Origin of the sequence: Stenotrophomonas sp., from assembly GCF_036662295.1 — a bacterium.
Classification (GTDB): Bacteria; Pseudomonadota; Gammaproteobacteria; order Xanthomonadales; family Xanthomonadaceae; genus Stenotrophomonas.
Window position 1 is genome coordinate 1 of sequence record NZ_JAVWXA010000085.1, and the last position, 17,257, is coordinate 17,257.

The following is a 17,257-nucleotide window of genomic DNA, read 5'->3' on the forward strand; positions in this document are numbered from 1 at the left end:
GTGGGGGCGTAGTCCTTCAGGAACTGGCCCCACACGTGCTCGCCCGTGTTGAAGCCATGGATGATCGGATCGACGATGCGCGCGGCGCCGTCCACGATGTCCAACGGCGGGTGGAAGCGTTCTTCCTGCACCTTGCGGGCTGCCAGGCCTGCCGGATCTTCGTCGGTCACCCAGCCGGTATCCACGCTGTTCATGTGGATGCCGTCGTTCTGGTAATCGGCCGCCGAGGTGCGCGTCATCATGTTCAACGCGGCCTTGGCCATGTTGGTATGCGGGTGGCGGGTGGTCTTGAAGTTGCGGTAGAACTGCCCCTCCATCGCCGACACGTTGACGATGTGCTTGTCGCGCTCGGGGGTGGCCAGCATCAGCGGCTTCAGGCGCGCATTGATGATGAACGGTGCGATGGCGTTGACCAGCTGGGTTTCCAGCAGTTCCACCGAGGGCACCTCGGCCATCAGCAGGCGCCAGGAGTTGCGCCCGCGCAGGTCCACCTGCTGCAGGTCCTGGTCCAGGCGGCCGTCGGGGAACAGGTGCTGCTGGCCCACCAGCTCATCCTCCAGCAACGCCACCTGCGACAGCTCGGCGGCGCGGGTGAGGCCATCGGCACCATTCAGGCCACGGTCCTGCACCGAGGGCAGCGCGATCGCCGAGGCGTCGCTGAGCAGCTCGGGGCTGCGCAGGCCTTCGTAATGGCCCACCAACCTGCGCACGGTCTCGGGCAGCTCGTGCAGCGCGGCGGTTTCACCCGCCATCATGTGCGCGTAGAACTGCGGCGGCCGGCGCACGGTCTGGCAGGCGTTGTTGATGATGAAATCCAGCCGCGTGCGGGTGGCCAGCAACTGGCTGCAGAAGGCCTCCACGCTGGGCGTGTGGCGAAGGTCCAGGCCGTAGACCTGCAGGCGGTGGCCCCACTCGGCGAAATCCGGCTCTTCGGCATAACGGGCGGCCGAATCGCGCGGGAAGCGCGTGGTCACGATCAGTTCGGCGCCTGCGCGCAGCAGCTTCAACCCGGCCTGGTAGCCGATCTTGACCCGGCCGCCGGTCAGCAGCGCCACGCGGCCGCGCAGGTCGGCGGTCTCGGTGCGCTTGGTGAAGTTGAGCGCGGCGCAGGCCGGGCACATCTGGTCGTAGAAGTGATGCAGCTGGGTGAACTTCTGCTTGCACACATAACAGTGGCGCAGCTCCGGGGAGTGCACCGGCTCGGCGGCGGCTTCGCCCTCGCCGTTGCGCGCGTCGTGCAGGCCGGCGGCATGCGGCGGGAAGTAGTTGGGCGTGCTGAACACCGGCTTGCGCCGCAGGGTGCGGATGCCGGTCTGCTCGAGCAGCGCCTCGGCCTTGCGCACCTTTTCCTGGTGGCGCTGCTTGGCCTGCTGCTTGAGCATCGCCCGGCGCGCCTTGGGCTCGGGGTGGTAGACCTTGGCGACCACCTGGTGCAGGCGCGCACGGTCGGCCTCGGGCAGGGTGTCCAGCACGCTGCGGTCGGCCTCGATCGCCTCCAGCAGGTCCAGTGCGGCGCGCAGGCGGTCGGTCAGGGGCAGGTCGTCGGCGTCGACGGGAGTGGCGATGGCGTTCAAATCATTTCCGGAGCAGCGGCGGGAAGACGGCGGGACGGCAGAGCGGTGACCGCCTCGATGCGGGTCCATGCAGGGGTGGACCGGCGGGCGGTCGGGCGCCATTGTCCCCGATCCGGGGGGCTTGGCGCCAATCGGGCCGGGCGAGGGCGCGCAGGCCCTGCGCGGCAGGCCGCGCGCGGCAGGCGGCGGGCGCAACGGCGCGGTCGTTCAGGTTGAACGGGTCGGCTGGCACGATCGCGGGCGGACCGGCGTGATGCGTCACGCCAGGGGCGGGAGAGGGAACGGACGACGGCCACGGGTAGCCCACGGCCGGGCGTCGCGGTAAGGCCTCGCGCTGCGCAGATACCGCGTTGCAGTGCAGCGCCGGGCGCGGCGTGCCGCTCAAACGGTTGCCGTCGGCGACACTGCGCGGCCTCGCCTTCGCACCTCGCTTTGCAGTGTGGCGACGGAATGTTGACGAGCAACTGAGAGCTGCGCCACACATTCACACCTCTCGGCGCGCGATCGGCGCCCGCGAATCGTCGCGCCGGTTTTCCGCTGCCTCGCACCGCGCGCGCACATCACCGCCAGATCACTTCGACTATGGCCCTGTCGGGGCATCACCGATGTCCACCATCACCGCCTGGGGACTCTGCCGGCACCTGCCCGGGGAGAAGGGCGGTGGGTGTCCAGACAGGGCAACACAGCGCGCCGGGGGGGCGGGGTGCCGCGTGGACGTCGCTGCATCCAGCGATGGCGTCGCGGTGGCCATCGCCCGATCGCCCGGCGTGATCACGCCGGGTTGCCAACCCAGAGGGAGTTTCAATGCACAGGCAAGTCAGTGAAATGCTGCAGCGCGCATATCGTCCGTATCCGTCCCTGCCCGAGTTGCTGGGCGCGTTCGTCGAAGAGTTCTCCCATCACCAGGCACTGCGCGGTGGGCGCGTGCGATTGCGCGGGATCGCGGCCGACGGCCACATCGCGGTGCCGGCCGGCGCGAGCGAACGGCAGGCGCTGGCCCCGCAGCGGTTTCCGATCCGCTATGGCGAAGAACTGTTGGGCGAGCTGCACGTGGAGGGGGAAGGTGGCCTGCTCAACAGCACGGCGCTGGCATTGGGGGAACTGTTCGCGCATCGCTGTGCGCAGCTGATCAAACGCTACGACACCAAGGCATGGGCCGAGACCGTGCTCAGCCGGCCGTTGCTGCTGGTCGGGGCGTGCGAGGCGCTCAAGCACATCGAGGGCTTTGTCGAGCGCGCCGCGGCCAGTCGCCTGCCGGTGCTGGTGCGCGGTGAGTTCGGCACCGAGAAGGTGGAACTGGCGGCCGCGCTGCACAGCTGCGGCCCACAGCGCCAGGGGCCGTTCGTGGAGGTCAACTGCGCCCATCCGCAGGGCGAGCCGGCGGACTGGTTCGCACGCGCGCAGGGCGGCACGCTGTACTTCCACGAGGTGGACGAGTTGCCGGTGGCCCTGCAGGGCCAGCTTCCGCATCGCATCCTGGGGCTGCAGGGCGCGCCGGCCGATGACCCGCCGACCGGACGCACGCGGGTGATCGCCTCGACCAGTGCCGACCTGGAGCAGCGCGTACGCGAGCGGCAGTTCTCGCGCGCGCTGCTGGCCGGGCTGGAGTTTCTCACCGTGGACATTCCGCCGCTGCGCGAGCGCCCCGGCGACATCGGCGCGCTGGCCGCGCGCTCGCTGGAACTGCATGGGCTCAACCCGCAACTGATCAGCGCCGAACTGCTGGAGACCCTGCAGCGGCACGACTGGCCCGGCAACCTGCTGGAGATGGAGCGGGTGGTGGTGCGCCTGGCGGTGATGGCGGCGGGCCGGCCGATCCGCCGCGAGGACGTTGCCTTGCACGCGCCCAGTTTGTGCTGGGCGGTCGAGGCGGCCGAGGCCTGCGATGCGGGCGATGTCGTGGGCGCTGCGGCGACCGTCGCGTCACTGGACGCGGGCGAGCCGACGCCGACCGACCGCGACACCCCCGCGCCCGTCGCGCAGGACCGCCTGCATGGCGGCGTGCATGACGGCCTGCACGAGGGCCTCAAGCGCGCGCTTGCCTATCTCAAGGACCATGCCGCCGAGCCGTTGACCCTGGGCGACCTGGCCCGCCAGGCGCACGTGAGCCAGTCGCACCTGGGCTTCCTGTTCCGCAGCGAACTGGGCACCACCTTCAAGCCGCTGTTGCAGCAGTTGCGCATCGAGCACGCCAAGCTGCTGCTGCGCAGCGGGCAGCGGCTGCGCATCACCGATGTGGCGTTGCAGGTCGGCTTTGGTGACCTGAGCCACTTCGAGAAGAGCTTCCGGCGCGTGGTGGGGGTGAGCCCCCGCAACTACCGACGCACGCCGGAAGACTGACGTGCGCCGGCGCGCTTAACGGTGCCCGTCGCAGTAGCCGTCGTCGTTGCCATTGGCTTCGGCCGCACGGCGCACGGCCGCTTCCGCGGCGGCATCGGCCTGTCGGGCGGCTTCAGTGGCCGCCTCGATGGCCCGTTGGGAGGCCTCCATGGCGGCGCGGATGCCGGCTTCGCTGGCGGCCATGGCCGCATCGGCCAGTTCCTGGGCGATCTCCATCGGAGTCTTGCCGTGGGGATGGCCGCCATCCGGCAGCGGGGGAAGCGGGGTCGGGAAAGGCATCGGCTGAGCACCGTCTGGGGTGTGGGAAGGCGACCCGCCGCTGCGGGCCGCCAGCATGCGGCGCAGCGCCGCGTGTGCATCGGCCAGGATCTGGTCGGCGTGGGCGCGCGCCGCCTGCCGGTCGGCATCCAGCGCTGCCCGCACCGCGTCGGCCAGGGGTTCGGCGCCGCCGTCCTGCCTGGGCGGCAGCGCGGCCCCGGCCGTCACGCCTGACTGGCCTGGTAGCCGACCTCGGCTTCGTTGCCGCCGTAGCCGAGCAGCCGACCGTATTGCGCCAGGGTGATCACGTTGTCCTCCACGCGCACCAGCGCGCGCTGCGAGGACGCTTCGATCGGGAAGTCGACGCTGGCCCCATCCTGGCCCAGCAGGCCGCGATGGACCGGATGGTCGTTGAGGAACGCCTGGGCCTCGCGCATGTGCCGGCGAGCGGCGTCGCGGATGAACTCGTGGTCCAGCGCCTGGCCGTGCAGCGCCAACCCGCATTGCTGGGCGGCCAGGGAGATGCGTGCGTAGCCGACCTGCCGGCCCGAGGCCAGGGTCTGGCCGATGGCGTTGCGCACCTCGTCCGGCGACGGCAGCTGCGGCAGCTGCGGGCCATCCAGCGCACCCAGCAGCATCGGCAACAGCGTCTGCAGCGTATGCGCGGCCCGCTCGTGGCGGAGTTCCACGCTGCTGCCGGCGTGGGTGGCCTGCAGGTAGAAGCGGTAGTAATCGCAGAATTCGGTGGGGCGGCGCGCCTGCTGCAGCGCGAAGCTGGCCGCTTCGGCGCGCGCGGCATCCGGCGACGCGCCGTGTTCGTGAGCCAGCCGGTACACCGCCAGCGCATCGCGGAAATCCAGCTGCTGCAGCAATGGCGCATCGGCCGCGCCGATGCTGGCCAGGAACGGGCGACAGGCCTGCATCTGCGCGTTGGTCACCAGCGCGTGCGTGGCCAGCAGGCGCGCGACGTGGTCGGACAGGAGGCTGCCGTGTTCACCGTGCTCGAGCCGGTACAGCGCATCGACGTGCTCCGCACCAAGGCTGAGCAGTTTGATCGGCCCCACCTGCAGGCCAACGCTGGGCAGCCACATCAGGCGCGCCCCGTGCAGGCCCTGCTGCACCCCGTCCAGGAGCATGCTTTCGTCGGTGAAATGGTAGCGGTGTTCATGGGCGTCGATGGCCCACTGCAGCCACTGGGGGCCGCCATCGATCAGCGCCAGTACCTGTCGGCACAAGGCGCTCAGCAGACCTGCGTGGGGAATGGAACGACCGGCAATGAACAGACTCATCTGCAGTTCTCCTTAATTGGCCTCAACCGGCCGGAAATCCTTTGAGTACCGTTGCAGCGGCCGTGCCGACGCGACTGAAGTCGTCGGTGGCGCCCTGCATCATCGACTGCGCCTGGTTGAGCACTTTTGCATACTTTTCATCGCCCGTGGCCAGGTACTGGGCCATGGCCACGCCGGCGGCGGTGGTGGCGATGGTGGAGACGTTGCGCAGCGCGTCGGCGGCGTCCTGCACGGCGATGGCCGCCGACTGGGCCACCGACTGGTAGGCCTTGCCGGCACCGCTGGTGAGCACCACCTGCGGGCTCATGGTGGCGGTCTGCACCTGGTTGATGACATCGATGGCCTGGGCGTTGACGTTGCTCGGGTCCATAAGGGTTCCTTCAAGGGCATGTGCAGGGCCGCGCCGGGGGTGGCGCGTCAGCGGTGGGCATCACCGTCGCCCGGATCGGCGCCGGTGGCGGAGGGGAGCGCGGGGTCCGGGGCGGGACCGGCGCCCGGGTCCGGACCGGGCGCGAGGTCGGGCGCGGGACCGGGCGCGGGCGCCGGCGTGCCACCTGCAAGCTGCTGGAGCATCTGCAGGTCGGCAGCGGCGGCCGCTGCATCGGCGCTGGCACCGTGGGTCTGTGCCTGCAGGATGCCGATGGCGGTCTTGCCTTCGTTGGTGGCCGCGGCAATCAGCGCCGCCGGGGACGGCGGCACCGGCAGCGGGCCGGGAAGCGGGAGGACGTGCGGCGGCGGCGGGGGCACCGGCGCTGGGGGCGGTGGCGGTACGGGGAACGGCGCGTTGATCATCTTGGCGCAGGTGGCGGTGACCGCCGCGGCGCTGACCATGCCGGCGCCCTGCTGGCGGTTGACCGCGTTGTGCATGGCCGTGCCCAGCGTTTCCAGCATGACCACATCGAGCATGCCGAAGGCCTGCGCGGCGGCCTGGCCGGTGGTCAGGGCGGACAGCGTGCTCACGCTGTCCACCAGCTGGCTGTTGACGGTGTTGTCGGTGATCATGATGGAACGGCTCCCTTCTGGATGATCAGGGCCAGCACCTGGGCCAGGCTCGCGCCGGCGGTGACCTGGCCGCGCTGCTGGTTGGCCACGGCGTTCTGCATCGCCAGGCCCAGTGAGTCGGCCATCGCAAGGTAGGTGGCCGACATCGCGAATGCGGGGGCGAGCGCGACGGCCATGGCCGATTCGGCGCTGGTGGTATCCAGCAGCTGGGCGATGGCAGGCGGGCTGGCCATGGATCAGGGGTCCGACGTGACGCCACCGGGAAGGGGGGCAACCCGGCGAGGCGCGTCACGCCGGACCGACACGTCAGCGCAGACCCAGGATTTCGCGGGTGGCCACGCCGTTGGAGGCGGTGTCGATCGCATACAGCGTCGACACGCCCTGGGTGGTCGAGGCCTGCATGGTCACGTAGGACTGCTGCTGGTTGTTGGTGGCGTTGTGCGCGGCGTTGGAGAGCGCCTGGCTGGTGGCCACGAACAGGTTGCCCATGGCGATGGCCGGGGCATCACCGAGGACCTTGGTGTTGACCTGGGACACCGAATCGGTGATCTGGCTGTTGACGGCGGTTGGGAATGCCATGCTGGAGACTCCTTGGATGGACGAAGCAAGGGAAACGAAGACTGGCGGCCTTCAATGGGATCAGCCGAGAATCTTCCGGGTGGCGGCGCCGGTGGCGCCGGTATCGACGGCGTAAAGCAGTGAAACGCCCATGGTGGTGGCCGCTTGCGCGGTGACATACATCTGCTGCTGGGCCAGCGTGGCGTTGTGGGCCGCGTTGGCCAGGGCCTGGGCCGTGGCCTGGTACAGGCTGCCCATCGCCGTGGCCGGGGCAACGCCCAGCACCTGCAGGTTGGCCTGGGTGACCGAGTCGGTGACCTGGTCGTTGACGGCGGTCGGGAATGCCATGGGTCAGCTCCTTGCCAGGTGGCGCATCAGGCGCCGAGGATCTGCTTGGTGGCCACGCCGGTGGTGGCCGTGTCGATCGAATACAGGGTGGCCACGCCCATCGTGGTGGCCGCCTGCGCGGTCACGTAGGACTGCTGCTGCGCGTTGGTGGCGTTGTGGGCCGCGTTGGCCAGCGCCTGCGCGGTGGCCTGGTACAGGTTGCCCATTGCGATGGCCGGCGCATCGCCCAGCACCTTGGTGTTGGCCTGGGTGACCGAATCGGTGATCTGGTCGTTGACGGACGTCGGGAATGCCATGTGGTGCTCCTTGAGGGTGGCGAGGGGTCAACAGCGGACGATGCGGACGATGCGGATCAGGAACCCAGCCCGCGCACGCGGGAGCTGAAGACTTCCTTGGTGGCCACGGCCGTGGTGGCCGTATCGATCGAGTACAGGGTGGCCACGCCCATGGTGGTGGCCGACTGCGCGGTCACATAGGACTGCTGCTGGGCGTTGGTGGCGTTGTGGGCGGCGTTGGCCAGGGCCTGCGCCGTGGCCTGGTAGAGGTTGCCCACGGCGATGGCCGGCGCGTCACCGAGCACCTTGGTGTTGACCTGGGTGACCGAATCGGTGATCTGGTCGTTTACCGCGGTTGGAAATGCCATGTCCTGCTCCTGTGGAAAGGTGGAAGTGCCTGGATCCAATGTCACGGTGCACCGCGGGGAACTGCTGCCCTGTCACCGTGGATCCAGAATAGGCGCGGGGCGGTGTGGCGGATCGGCGGAATCGACGGAGAATGCGGCGGGATTGGCGTGAAGGCGATTCGTCTGTTTCGCCGTATCCGCCGCGCTCAGGGCTGGGTCTGGATGTACTGGGCCATGCGCAGGTACCAGTCGATGGATTGGCTTTCCGGACGCGGCGTCCCGGGCAGGGTGACCGGCTGGGCCATGCCCAGCTGGGTGGTGAGCTGGTCCTTGGCCAGGAGGGATACGCTGTTCAATTCCCAGTCCACCACGCCGGAGCCGACCGGGCGGCCGAGCCAGGTGCTGCGCGCGGCCAGGTTCTGGTTGATCACCGCTGCCATGTCGGCCAGGGTGACGTCGGCGGGCACCTCGAAGCAGAACAGGATGAAGTCGACCCGGTTGGGCGCCTGGCTGAATTCCTGGCTGAAACTGCGCACGAAGCCCGCATCGAGCACGAAGCCGGTTTCTTCCATGAATTCCCGGCGCGCGGCGGCGTCGGCGGTTTCGGTATCGGATTTGCCGCCGCCCGGCAGCGCCCATTGCCATGCCTGGTTCACCACCACCGCTGCCTGAGCGGTTGCCCAGGTCTGGACGGCAACCATCGCCGCATCGACGCGGGCCTGCAGCGTGGTGTCCGGCCAGGCGGTCACCGGCGGCGTGGCCACCGGCACCCACGGCGCCGTGGGCGGGGCGAGGGACGGGCGCGCAACGCCGACCGCCGCGACCGCGTCGATCGCGCTGAGCACCGCGGGCAACGCCCCCTGCAGCGCGGCCAACCCGAACTCCACCGCACTGGTGACTTCGGTGCTGGCACGCTGGACCGCCGTGCGTGCCGTCACCTCTGCCGGGGTGGTGCGGCGGTTGCTCCATGCCGATACGGCCGCCACCGCCGCGCTCTTCAGCAGGCCGGTACAGGTGGCCAGGTCGGGGCCGCTGACCGCCGTGCCCGGCGCCACGTTGATCAGCGTGACCAGTTTTGACGCGGCCTCGGTCAGCAGCACCGCCGCAGCCGTGCTGCTCCACCATGCATTGGTCACCTGCTTGCGGGCGATCAGGAACTGATCGCCGGAACGGATCGTCACGTATACCTGTGTCATCACACACCTCCATTGAACGGAACAACGAAAACGCCCTCCATGGCCCAGGCAAACCAGGGCCCTGGAGGGCGGGCGAGGGGATCGGCATCAGTTGTTGCGATGCTCGACCAGATAGCGGGCCGGCTGGCCGGGCACGAGGATCGGCGGGTAGAGCGTGTCGTAGCGTGCTTCCCACATCGGCACCCCGGCGCGCTGCAGGAACGGGCGCTGGTCGGGAGCGGGCAGGTCCGGCAGCCCCTGCACCGCCGGGTTCATCTGGCGCAGCGCATGGGCCAGGCTGACGGCCACTTCCTGGGCCTTGCTGCAGAGCACGGCGCGGAAGGCGCGGTCGCTGAAGTCATCCAGGTCGTCCCAGTCCAGCTTGCTGCGCAACGATGCCAGCTGGTCGAGGATGTCCCATTGCATCAGGGCGAACTCCCACACGTCCGTCCGCATCAGGGCCGCCGGCAGGTGTTCCACGGCCCAGCGATACGTGGCGGCATCCTGGGTGCGCATCACGTCCAGCAACGAGGCTTTCAGCCACAGCCCGGTCAGGTCCTTGAGCGCGCTGTGGTAGGGCGCCCAGGCCTTGTTGGCCACCTTGGGGTCGTCGGCCTCGATGGCACTGGTGGAGCTGGCGTTCCAGGCCGCCACCTGCATCGCCATCTGCGGTGCTTCACCCAGCTCGGCCATCGCGCCGGTCAGGACCTTGCCGGCCACCAGATAGAGCAGCGCGGATTTGGCCAGGTCGCCGCCCTGCAGCAGGTGGTCGGCGCCGGGATTTGCGCCCATCGTGATCAGGTAGGCGCACCATGCGCGCAGCACCACATGGCGCCAGTACCAGGCATTGAGCTTGCGGTTGTCGCGCGCATCGACCAGCTTTTCGCGCGCGACGATCCTGGCGCTGTACACCCGGTCGTGCGTCTTGCGCAGCATGTACAGGAAGTAGCCGTTCAAGCTCATCGGCAGGTTCATCTGCGAGGCGTACCCCTCCGACCAGAACTTGCTGCATCTGGCCAGGATGATGCGCTGCGTGTACGCCTCCCAGTCGTCCTGGTGCTGCAGGTGCAGGAGACGGGCGGCGGGAATGTTGATGCCATCGTCCACGTTGGCCACCACCAGCTCATTGCCCACCGCCTGCCAGGTGCTCCAGTGCATCTGCCCCGTCGTGGGCAAGGGCATGTGCAGCAGGCCGGCCTGGATCTGGCTGCGGATCAGGCCCAGCAGGACAAGGCCGAAACCATCGGCCCACTGCGCGAAGGGGATGGCGTTGATGCCGGCGGTCATCGCCTCGCGGATGGACTTGAGCAGGGCGGCCACCAGCAGCGCCTTGAAGTCGTAGGCGTGGCCGATGGTGTCGAAGGTCAGGGGCGGGCTGACCAGTTCGAAGATGTTGTCCGAATCGGATTCCAGCTTCCACGGCGCACCGGCGTCAAAGTGGAAACTGGCCGCCTCCACGTGCGTGAACTGGAACACCACGCTGTCGTGGGTGCAGAACTCGATCTCGATGCCGTAGGTGTTGTCGGCGATGGACTCACCGCCCTTGCCGATGACCAGGCCGGGCACCGGCTGGTTGTCGTGCGGCGCGGGAAGGACGTCCCAGCCGAGCGCTGTGTTCTGGTAGATGACCGGCATGACTGCACCCCTGCGTGGGCGCGCGACCTGGGTGGCCGCGCTTCACGGTGATGCTAGGAACCGGACGCCCTGCAGGAATCGGCGGAAACGACGCGCAATGCGGTGCGGATGCGGCGATGTGCGGCAATGCGGGGGAAACGATGATCGCGGGCGGCGTGGCAGTGATCGGTTTGCCTCGCGCACCGCGGCAAGGGCCGGTTTAACGAAATTGACACAAACATGAATAGGTCGCAGAGTAGCGCCGCCCAGAGGGGCAACCTACTTTTTGGAAGGATCTGAATGAAGACGTCCCTGACCCTCGCCGCCGCGCTTGCGCTGGCCACCCTGTCCGCCGATGCCATGGCCGGCCAGGCCTTCCTGCGCGCCGAACTCGGCAGCAGCGATACCGAAGTGCGCTATGACGGTTTCCGTGGCAGCGAATCGGACACCTCCGGCGTGGTCGGCGGTGGCTACTGGTTCACCCCGAACATCGGCGTCGAAGGCCACGTCGGTTCGCTGTACAACAAGGACCTCGGCTACGACGAGGAACTGGACCTGGTGTCCATCGGCGCTGGCGTGGTGGTAAAGAAGAACTTCGGCGCCGACAACACCGGCTTCTTCATCGGCGCGCGCGCCGGCATCGCGCGCATGACCGCGCAGGTGCGCGAAGACACCTTCGACGTGGTCGATGACGAGAGCTCGACCAAGCCGTATTACGGCGTCAACGTGGGCTACGACTTCAACCGTCGCTGGGGCCTGAGCCTGAACTACGACCGTCGCCGCGCCGATTTCAGCGGTGTGGACGTGGACGTGGACACCGTCAGCGTGGGTGGCGAATTCCGCTTCTGATCGCAGGCAGCATTGCGATGTAGCGACGGCAGGCCGGTACAACGGCCTGCCGTTGTTGTTTGGGCGCAGCGGTCAGACGTGGATCTGGCGACCGCCCGCGAAGGCCCGGTTTTCCCTCGTCGTGTAGCCGCGCGCCACAGAGGGCACGCGCCCTGTGAGCGCGCCATCATCGCACTGGGCCGGCGCCCGTCCGGCGGGGTGAGCCGCTGTTGACGCTGCTTTCACGCCGGATCTCCTCATTCTGGTTGTATTGCTGTTGCGTCCTGCAGTCTTCTCCGGGGGAGAGCTTCTTGATGGCACGCTTTCTTGGCGTCGGGTTGCTTGCACTGGCTGGCATGGGCGCTGCGGCGCATGCGCAGGCACAGGCCGTCGCTGACGATCACGGCGACGAGGATCGCTGGAGCTTCCGCCTGACGCCGTACGTATGGGGCACGGCCACCGATGGCACCTTCGGCCACGAGTGGCTGCCGTTCGAGCTGCATTCCTCCAAACGTTTCAGCGACGCGCTGGATGAGCTGGACGTGGGCGCGATGGGGCTGCTGGAAGCGCGCAAGGGGCGTTACGGCGTGGTGGCCGACGGCCAGTTCACCAAGCTGGCCACGACCCTGGAGGCGCCGATTGCCGGCGCGCGCCTGCCGGTGCTGCTCAAGACCCGCGTGGCCAGTGGCCTGCTGGCCTTCCGTTACGGCCTACGCGAGAGCGACACCGGCAACCTGGACCTCATCGCCGGCGTGCGGGTCTGGCAGGCGCGCGTGCGGATGGCCTACGCCATCCCCGTGCCGGTGCCACCGCCGATTCCGCAGCGCTACAACGGCGAGCAGCGCCGCACCTGGGCCGACCTGCAGATCGGCCTAAAGGGCCGCCACGCGTTCGCCAACGGCACCTTCGTCGGCGGTTGGGCGCTGGCCGGTGCCGGCGAGTCCAACCTCTCCACCGACGTGATGCTGCTGACCGGCTACCGGATCGATGCGCGCTGGGCGGTGCTGCTGGGCTACCGCTGGATGTCCACTGATTTCAAGACACGCGGCGGCTTTGCCTTCGATACCGCCATGCGCGGCCCGGGCCTTGGCGTGGAGTACCAGTTCTGAGCCCGCGCGACCATCTCCCCCCGCTGCTGCGCGCCCTCGGCCTGCTGCTGGCGCTGGTGACCAGCATCGTGGTCGGTGTGTCCGAATACCGCGGCGCACAGGAGGCGAGGGCACGCGTGGCGCAGGTGCAGGCGCGCCTGGAGGCCGATCACAGCAAGCGGCCGACCGATGCCGTGGCGTATGAAATACGCATGCTGCGCGTGCAGCTGTCCGAGAACGACCTGGTGGACCGGGTGTTGGACAACCAGTGGTTCCAGGTGCTGGCGGCGCTGTCCACCGCCGTGCTCACCCTGTCGTTTGTCTGCGAGGCGTGGATCAAATGGCCGCGCAGGAAGCCTGCTGATGCATCGACCCATCAGCCCTGAAATGACCACCCTTTGGAGTCACAGATGAACAAGCTCGGTTGGGGATGCATGGCGGCGCTGGCCGCGTTGGCAGTGAGTGGGGCGGTGGCGCCCACGGCGATCGCCTGTACCCGCGCCGTGTATCTGGGCGACAAGGGGGAAGTCATCACCGCGCGTTCGATGGACTGGAGCGATGACATCGCCACCAACCTGTGGGTGTTCCCGCGGGGGATGCAGCGCAGCGGGGAGGGCGGCCCGAACACCGTGCACTGGACGTCGCGCTACGGCAGCGTGATCGCCTCGGGGTATGACATCTCCAGCACCGATGGCATGAACGAAAAGGGCCTTACCGCGCAGCTGCTGTGGCTGGTGGAAACCCAGTACCCCACCTACCGCAAGGACAAGCCGGCGCTGTCGCTGGCGGCATGGGCGCAGTACGTGCTGGACAACTACGCCACCGTGGAGGAAGCGGTGACGGCGCTGGCCAAGGAACCCTTCATCGTGGTCACCGACAACGTGCCCGGGCAGAAGCGCCTGGCCACGCTGCACCTGTCCATGTCCGATGCCAGCGGCGACAGCGCCATCGTGGAGTACGTCAAGGGCAAGCTGGTGATCCACCACGGCCGCCAGTACCAGGTGATGACCAACTCGCCCACCTTCGATGAGCAGCTGGCGTTGAACGCCTATTGGAAGCAGATCGGCGGCACCGTCATGCTGCCGGGCACCAACCGCTCGGCCGATCGTTTCGCGCGGGCCTCGTTCTACATCAACGCCATCCCCAAGCACGAGGACCCCAACCTGGCCGTGGCCAGCGTGTTCAGCGTGATCCGCAACGCCTCGGTGCCGTTCGGTATCGTGACCGAGAACGAGCCCAACATCTCGTCCACCCGCTGGCGCACCGTGGCCGACCAGGGGCGCCTGCTGTACTTCTTCGAATCCGCGCTCACCCCCAATACCTTCTGGGTGGACCTCAAGCGGCTCGATTTCGATGCCGGCACCGGCAAGGTGCTCAACCTCGACCTGGGCAAGGACCAGCGGAACACGTTTGACGGTGAAGTGAGCGGGCAGTTCAAGCCGGCCACGCCGTTCAAGTTCCTGGGGATCTGAGGGCGACGGAGGAATATCGGGCAGCGTGCGCGCCGGCACACGCTGCCACGATCAAACGGGCGCTCCATTTCAGGGCTTTTGCGGCCGTCCGTAGTCCTCCGGCGTGGCGGTGTGCTCAGCCTCGGGCATGTCCTTGTCCTTCCACCGGGCGTCGTCGTTGCGCAGCTTGTCGGGCGTGTGCGCCTTGTCCTGGTCGGCGACGTCCGCACGGGGGTTGAGAGGGAGCTTGGTCATGGCATCACGCCTCGTGCTGGGGTAACCGCCATGGTGTGCCTGCGGTGATGAGCGCCGCGTCTGGACGGGCTGCACATCCTGCGCACATGGCGGTCACTGCCAGCGGACGCCACGGCGGGTATCTGTAAGGCCTACCCTCCGGAGGACGCCCCATGCGCGCATTGACCTACCACGGCAGCAAGGACGTCCGGGTGGACACCGTGCCCGACCCCACGCTGGCCGCCCCCGATGACCTCATCCTGCGCGTCACCGCCACCGCCATCTGCGGCTCGGACCTGCACCTCTATCGCGGCAAGATCCCCGACCTGCACAGCGGCGACGTACTGGGCCACGAGTTCATGGGCGTGGTGGAGGCGGTGGGCAGCGGCGTGACCACGCTGCGGCCCGGTGACCGTGTGGTGGTGCCGTTCGTGATTGCCTGCGGCGAGTGTTTCCACTGCAAGCTCGCCGAGCACGCCGCCTGCGAGACCACCAACACCGGCAAGGGCGCGGCGCTCAACCAGAAGGGCATCCGTCCGCCGGCGGCATTGTTCGGCTACAGCCACCTGTACGGCGGCGTGTCCGGTGGCCAGGCGGAGTATGTGCGCGTGCCCAAGGCCAATGTCGGCCCACTGCGCGTACCCGATGCATTGCCCGATGAGCAGGTGCTGTTCCTCTCGGACATCCTGCCCACCGGCTACCAGGCCGCACTCAACGCCGGCATCAAACCCGGATCGACCGTTGCCATCTTCGGCGCGGGGCCGGTCGGCCTGATGGCGGCGGCGTGCTGCCGCCTGCTGGGCGCCGAGACCATCTTCATGGTCGACCATCTCGCCTACCGCCTGGCCTTCGCGGCGCAGACCTATGGTGTCACGCCGGTGGACTTCAGCCAGATCGAGGATCCGGCGCAGTACATCATCACCCAGACCAACGGGCGCGGCGTGGATGCCTCCATCGAAGCGGTGGGCTTCGAGGCGGAAGGCAGCGCGCTGGAATCGGCACTGACCAGCCTGAAGGTGGAGGGCAGCAGCGGTGTGGCGATCCGCCAATGCATCGCCGCCACGCGGCGCTGCGGCACGGTCAGCATCCCCGGGGTGTATGCCGGCTACCTGCATGGCTTCCTGCTGGGCGATGCCTTCGACAAGGGGCTCACCTTCAAGATGGGGCAGACCCACGTGCAGGGCCTGATGCCCGAGTTGCTGGATTACATCGGGGAAGGCGCGCTCGATCCCGGGGTCATCATCACCCACCGGCTGTCGCTCGAAGACGCGGTTCGCGGCTACGAGATCTTCGACCGCAAGGAGGAGGATTGCCGCAAGGTCATCCTCACCCCCTGATGGATCGCCTCTCGGATCATGCCGCCCCCGCGCTGGAAGCCGACGCGCGCGAGGTGCTGGCGCGGCAGCCGGTTTTGCCGCTGCCCGGGCGCGGCCACACCTTGGAACGCTGGCGTGCCCTGGCCGCCATTGCGGCGCAGGACCTGTGCGTGGCGAAAGTGATGGAAGCGCACTACGACGCCCAGGCCATTCTCGAGGATCTGCACGCCGCGCCGCTGGACGCCGATACGCTGGCCGCGGTGTGGGCCGCCGAAGGCCCGCAGGCCACCCTGCGTTTTGATGCGGCCAGCGGCACGCTGAGTGGCACCAAGCCCTGGTGCTCCGGTGCCGGCTTGGTGGACGTGGCACTGGTGACCGCCGCCAGCGATGACGGCGGGCAGTTGCTGCGCATCCGCGCCGATGCGCCGGGGATCCGGCTGCGCCCGCATACATGGCACGCCACCGGCATGGGCGGCATTCCCAGCGGCAGCGTGGCGTTCACCGACGTGCCCGCCGAGCCGGTGGGCAAGGCGGGTGCCTACCTGGCGCGGCCCGGCTTCTGGCACGGCGGCGCCGGCATCGCGGCGTGCTGGTATGGCGCGGCGGTGGCCCTGGCCGCCCCCTTGCAGCGCTCGCCACGCGTTGCCGGCGATGCGCAGACGGCGGCGCTGCTGGGCCAGGTGGACATGGCACTGCAGGCGGCGGCTGCCCTGATGCGTGAGCTGGCCGCGTGGATCGACGCCATGCCCTCGCAGCCGCACCGCGCCGATGTGCTGCGGGTGCGCAGCGTGGTGGAACGCGCCTGCACCCAGGTGCTGGATGCCGTCGGCCGCGCGCTCGGCCCGGCGCCGATGTGCCTGGACCGCGCGCACGCCACCCGCTGGAGCGACCTTACCGTGTTCATCCGGCAAAGCCACGCCGACCGAGACTGGGCCGAGCTGGGGCGCGCCATCCAGGGCGAGGAGGGGCCATGGACGCTGTAGCGCCGCGCATCGAAGGGCAGGGCAGCCTCCAGGCGGACTGGGAGCGCAGCCGCTGGCTGGCCGAACTGCCTGCCACCGAGACCCGCGTGCTCCTGCACGGCGTCCGCCGCCTGGTGGTGGTGTCGCCGCACCCCGATGACGAGGTGCTGGGCTGTGGTGGGCTGATGCAGGCCGCCGCCGCCAGCGACATCGCGGTGCACGTGGTCTCGGTGACCGACGGCGAAGCCTGTTATCCCGACCAACCGTTGTGGCCGGCGGCCCGGTTGCGCGCCGCGCGCCGCCACGAGCTGGCCAACGCCATGCGTACCCTGGGCCTGGATGCCACCCATGTGACGCCGCTCGGCCTGCCCGACGGCAGCGTGGCCCGCCATGAAGCCGAGTTGGCCGCCCACCTGGCCACCCAGTTGCGGCCCGGCGACCTCCTGCTGGCCCCCTGGGTTGGCGATGCCCACCCCGACCATGAAGCCACCGGCCGCGCCGCCAGGGCGGCCGCCCGCGGTTGCGACGTGCGTGCGATGGAATACCCGGTCTGGGCCTGGCATTGGCTGGACCCGCATGCCGCCGAGGCGCCATGGGC

At 68.9% G+C, this 17,257-nt stretch carries 21 protein-coding genes; 8 read left to right on the plus strand and 13 right to left on the minus strand.

Annotated elements, in window-relative coordinates:
• Window positions 1-1,574 (minus strand): SDR family oxidoreductase (locus tag RSA25_RS14760; RefSeq protein WP_332809612.1); only part of this gene is annotated, 1,574 nt, incomplete at its 3' end.
• An 825-nt stretch (window positions 1,575-2,399) separates the two neighbouring features.
• On the opposite strand from RSA25_RS14760, the gene RSA25_RS14765 reads away from it, so the two are divergent.
• Complete coding sequence (locus RSA25_RS14765; protein WP_332809613.1) at window positions 2,400-3,914, plus strand: helix-turn-helix domain-containing protein; 1,515 nt, start codon at window positions 2,400-2,402, stop codon at window positions 3,912-3,914.
• Window positions 3,915-3,929: 15 nt separating this feature from the next.
• On the opposite strand, the gene RSA25_RS14770 is transcribed toward RSA25_RS14765, so the two are convergent.
• From RSA25_RS14770 to RSA25_RS14820, 11 genes are all read right to left on the minus strand, one after another.
• The gene (locus RSA25_RS14770; protein WP_332809614.1) at window positions 3,930-4,400 is read right to left on the minus strand and encodes a hypothetical protein; all 471 of its coding nucleotides are present in this window, start codon (window positions 4,398-4,400) and stop codon (window positions 3,930-3,932) included.
• Complete coding sequence (locus RSA25_RS14775) at window positions 4,397-5,461, minus strand: hypothetical protein (RefSeq protein ID WP_332809615.1); 1,065 nt, start codon at window positions 5,459-5,461, stop codon at window positions 4,397-4,399. Before RSA25_RS14775 ends, RSA25_RS14770 begins: the two co-directional genes overlap by 4 nt.
• 22 nt (window positions 5,462-5,483) lie before the next feature.
• Complete coding sequence (locus RSA25_RS14780) at window positions 5,484-5,831, minus strand: hypothetical protein (RefSeq protein ID WP_332809616.1); 348 nt, start codon at window positions 5,829-5,831, stop codon at window positions 5,484-5,486.
• A gap of 47 nt (window positions 5,832-5,878) precedes the next feature.
• Window positions 5,879-6,463, minus strand: coding sequence for a RebB family R body protein (locus RSA25_RS14785; RefSeq protein ID WP_332809617.1), 585 nt, complete (start codon window positions 6,461-6,463; stop codon window positions 5,879-5,881).
• A complete protein-coding gene (locus RSA25_RS14790) occupies window positions 6,460-6,696 on the minus strand; it encodes a RebB family R body protein (RefSeq protein WP_332809618.1) in 237 nt (78 codons plus the stop codon). Before RSA25_RS14790 ends, RSA25_RS14785 begins: the two co-directional genes overlap by 4 nt.
• A 73-nt stretch (window positions 6,697-6,769) precedes the next feature.
• Window positions 6,770-7,042, minus strand: a complete 273-nt coding sequence (locus RSA25_RS14795) for a RebB family R body protein (protein ID WP_005416651.1) — start codon at window positions 7,040-7,042, stop codon at window positions 6,770-6,772.
• A 60-nt stretch (window positions 7,043-7,102) separates the two neighbouring features.
• Window positions 7,103-7,369, minus strand: a complete 267-nt coding sequence (locus tag RSA25_RS14800; RefSeq protein ID WP_332809619.1) for a RebB family R body protein — start codon at window positions 7,367-7,369, stop codon at window positions 7,103-7,105.
• A 26-nt stretch (window positions 7,370-7,395) separates the two neighbouring features.
• Window positions 7,396-7,665: a RebB family R body protein gene (locus RSA25_RS14805; protein ID WP_256774348.1), complete on the minus strand. Its 270-nt coding sequence runs from the start codon at window positions 7,663-7,665 to the stop codon at window positions 7,396-7,398.
• A gap of 56 nt (window positions 7,666-7,721) precedes the next feature.
• Complete coding sequence (locus RSA25_RS14810) at window positions 7,722-8,012, minus strand: RebB family R body protein (protein ID WP_332809620.1); 291 nt, start codon at window positions 8,010-8,012, stop codon at window positions 7,722-7,724.
• A gap of 185 nt (window positions 8,013-8,197) precedes the next feature.
• The gene (locus RSA25_RS14815; RefSeq protein ID WP_332809621.1) at window positions 8,198-9,187 is read right to left on the minus strand and encodes an NUDIX hydrolase; all 990 of its coding nucleotides are present in this window, start codon (window positions 9,185-9,187) and stop codon (window positions 8,198-8,200) included.
• Window positions 9,188-9,274: 87 nt separating this feature from the next.
• Entirely contained in the window at window positions 9,275-10,801 is a 1,527-nt protein-coding gene (locus RSA25_RS14820) for a hypothetical protein (RefSeq protein WP_332809622.1), read from the minus strand.
• Between the two features lie 279 nt (window positions 10,802-11,080).
• Here RSA25_RS14820 and RSA25_RS14825 point away from each other — a divergent pair, with 279 nt between their 5' ends.
• From RSA25_RS14825 to RSA25_RS14840, 4 genes are all read left to right on the plus strand, one after another.
• Window positions 11,081-11,629: an acyloxyacyl hydrolase gene (locus RSA25_RS14825; RefSeq protein WP_332809623.1), complete on the plus strand. Its 549-nt coding sequence runs from the start codon at window positions 11,081-11,083 to the stop codon at window positions 11,627-11,629.
• A gap of 293 nt (window positions 11,630-11,922) precedes the next feature.
• On the plus strand, window positions 11,923-12,717 hold the full coding sequence (locus tag RSA25_RS14830) for a hypothetical protein (RefSeq protein ID WP_332809624.1): 795 nt from the start codon (window positions 11,923-11,925) through the stop codon (window positions 12,715-12,717).
• A gap of 56 nt (window positions 12,718-12,773) precedes the next feature.
• A complete protein-coding gene (locus RSA25_RS14835) occupies window positions 12,774-13,082 on the plus strand; it encodes a hypothetical protein (protein WP_332809625.1) in 309 nt (102 codons plus the stop codon).
• Window positions 13,083-13,106: 24 nt separating this feature from the next.
• The gene (locus RSA25_RS14840) at window positions 13,107-14,168 is read left to right on the plus strand and encodes a linear amide C-N hydrolase (RefSeq protein ID WP_332809626.1); all 1,062 of its coding nucleotides are present in this window, start codon (window positions 13,107-13,109) and stop codon (window positions 14,166-14,168) included.
• Between the two features lie 69 nt (window positions 14,169-14,237).
• Here RSA25_RS14840 and RSA25_RS14845 read toward each other — a convergent pair whose 3' ends face one another.
• Window positions 14,238-14,402, minus strand: a complete 165-nt coding sequence (locus RSA25_RS14845) for a hypothetical protein (protein WP_332809627.1) — start codon at window positions 14,400-14,402, stop codon at window positions 14,238-14,240.
• Window positions 14,403-14,554: 152 nt separating this feature from the next.
• On the opposite strand from RSA25_RS14845, the gene RSA25_RS14850 reads away from it, so the two are divergent.
• From RSA25_RS14850 to RSA25_RS14860, 3 genes are all read left to right on the plus strand, one after another.
• On the plus strand, window positions 14,555-15,718 hold the full coding sequence (locus RSA25_RS14850) for a zinc-dependent alcohol dehydrogenase (RefSeq protein WP_332809628.1): 1,164 nt from the start codon (window positions 14,555-14,557) through the stop codon (window positions 15,716-15,718).
• Complete coding sequence (locus tag RSA25_RS14855) at window positions 15,718-16,680, plus strand: acyl-CoA dehydrogenase (RefSeq protein ID WP_332809629.1); 963 nt, start codon at window positions 15,718-15,720, stop codon at window positions 16,678-16,680. Before RSA25_RS14850 ends, RSA25_RS14855 begins: the two co-directional genes overlap by 1 nt.
• The coding region (locus RSA25_RS14860; RefSeq protein ID WP_332809630.1) for a PIG-L family deacetylase at window positions 16,668-17,257 on the plus strand (590 nt) is incomplete at its 3' end. The genes RSA25_RS14855 and RSA25_RS14860, both read left to right, overlap by 13 nt.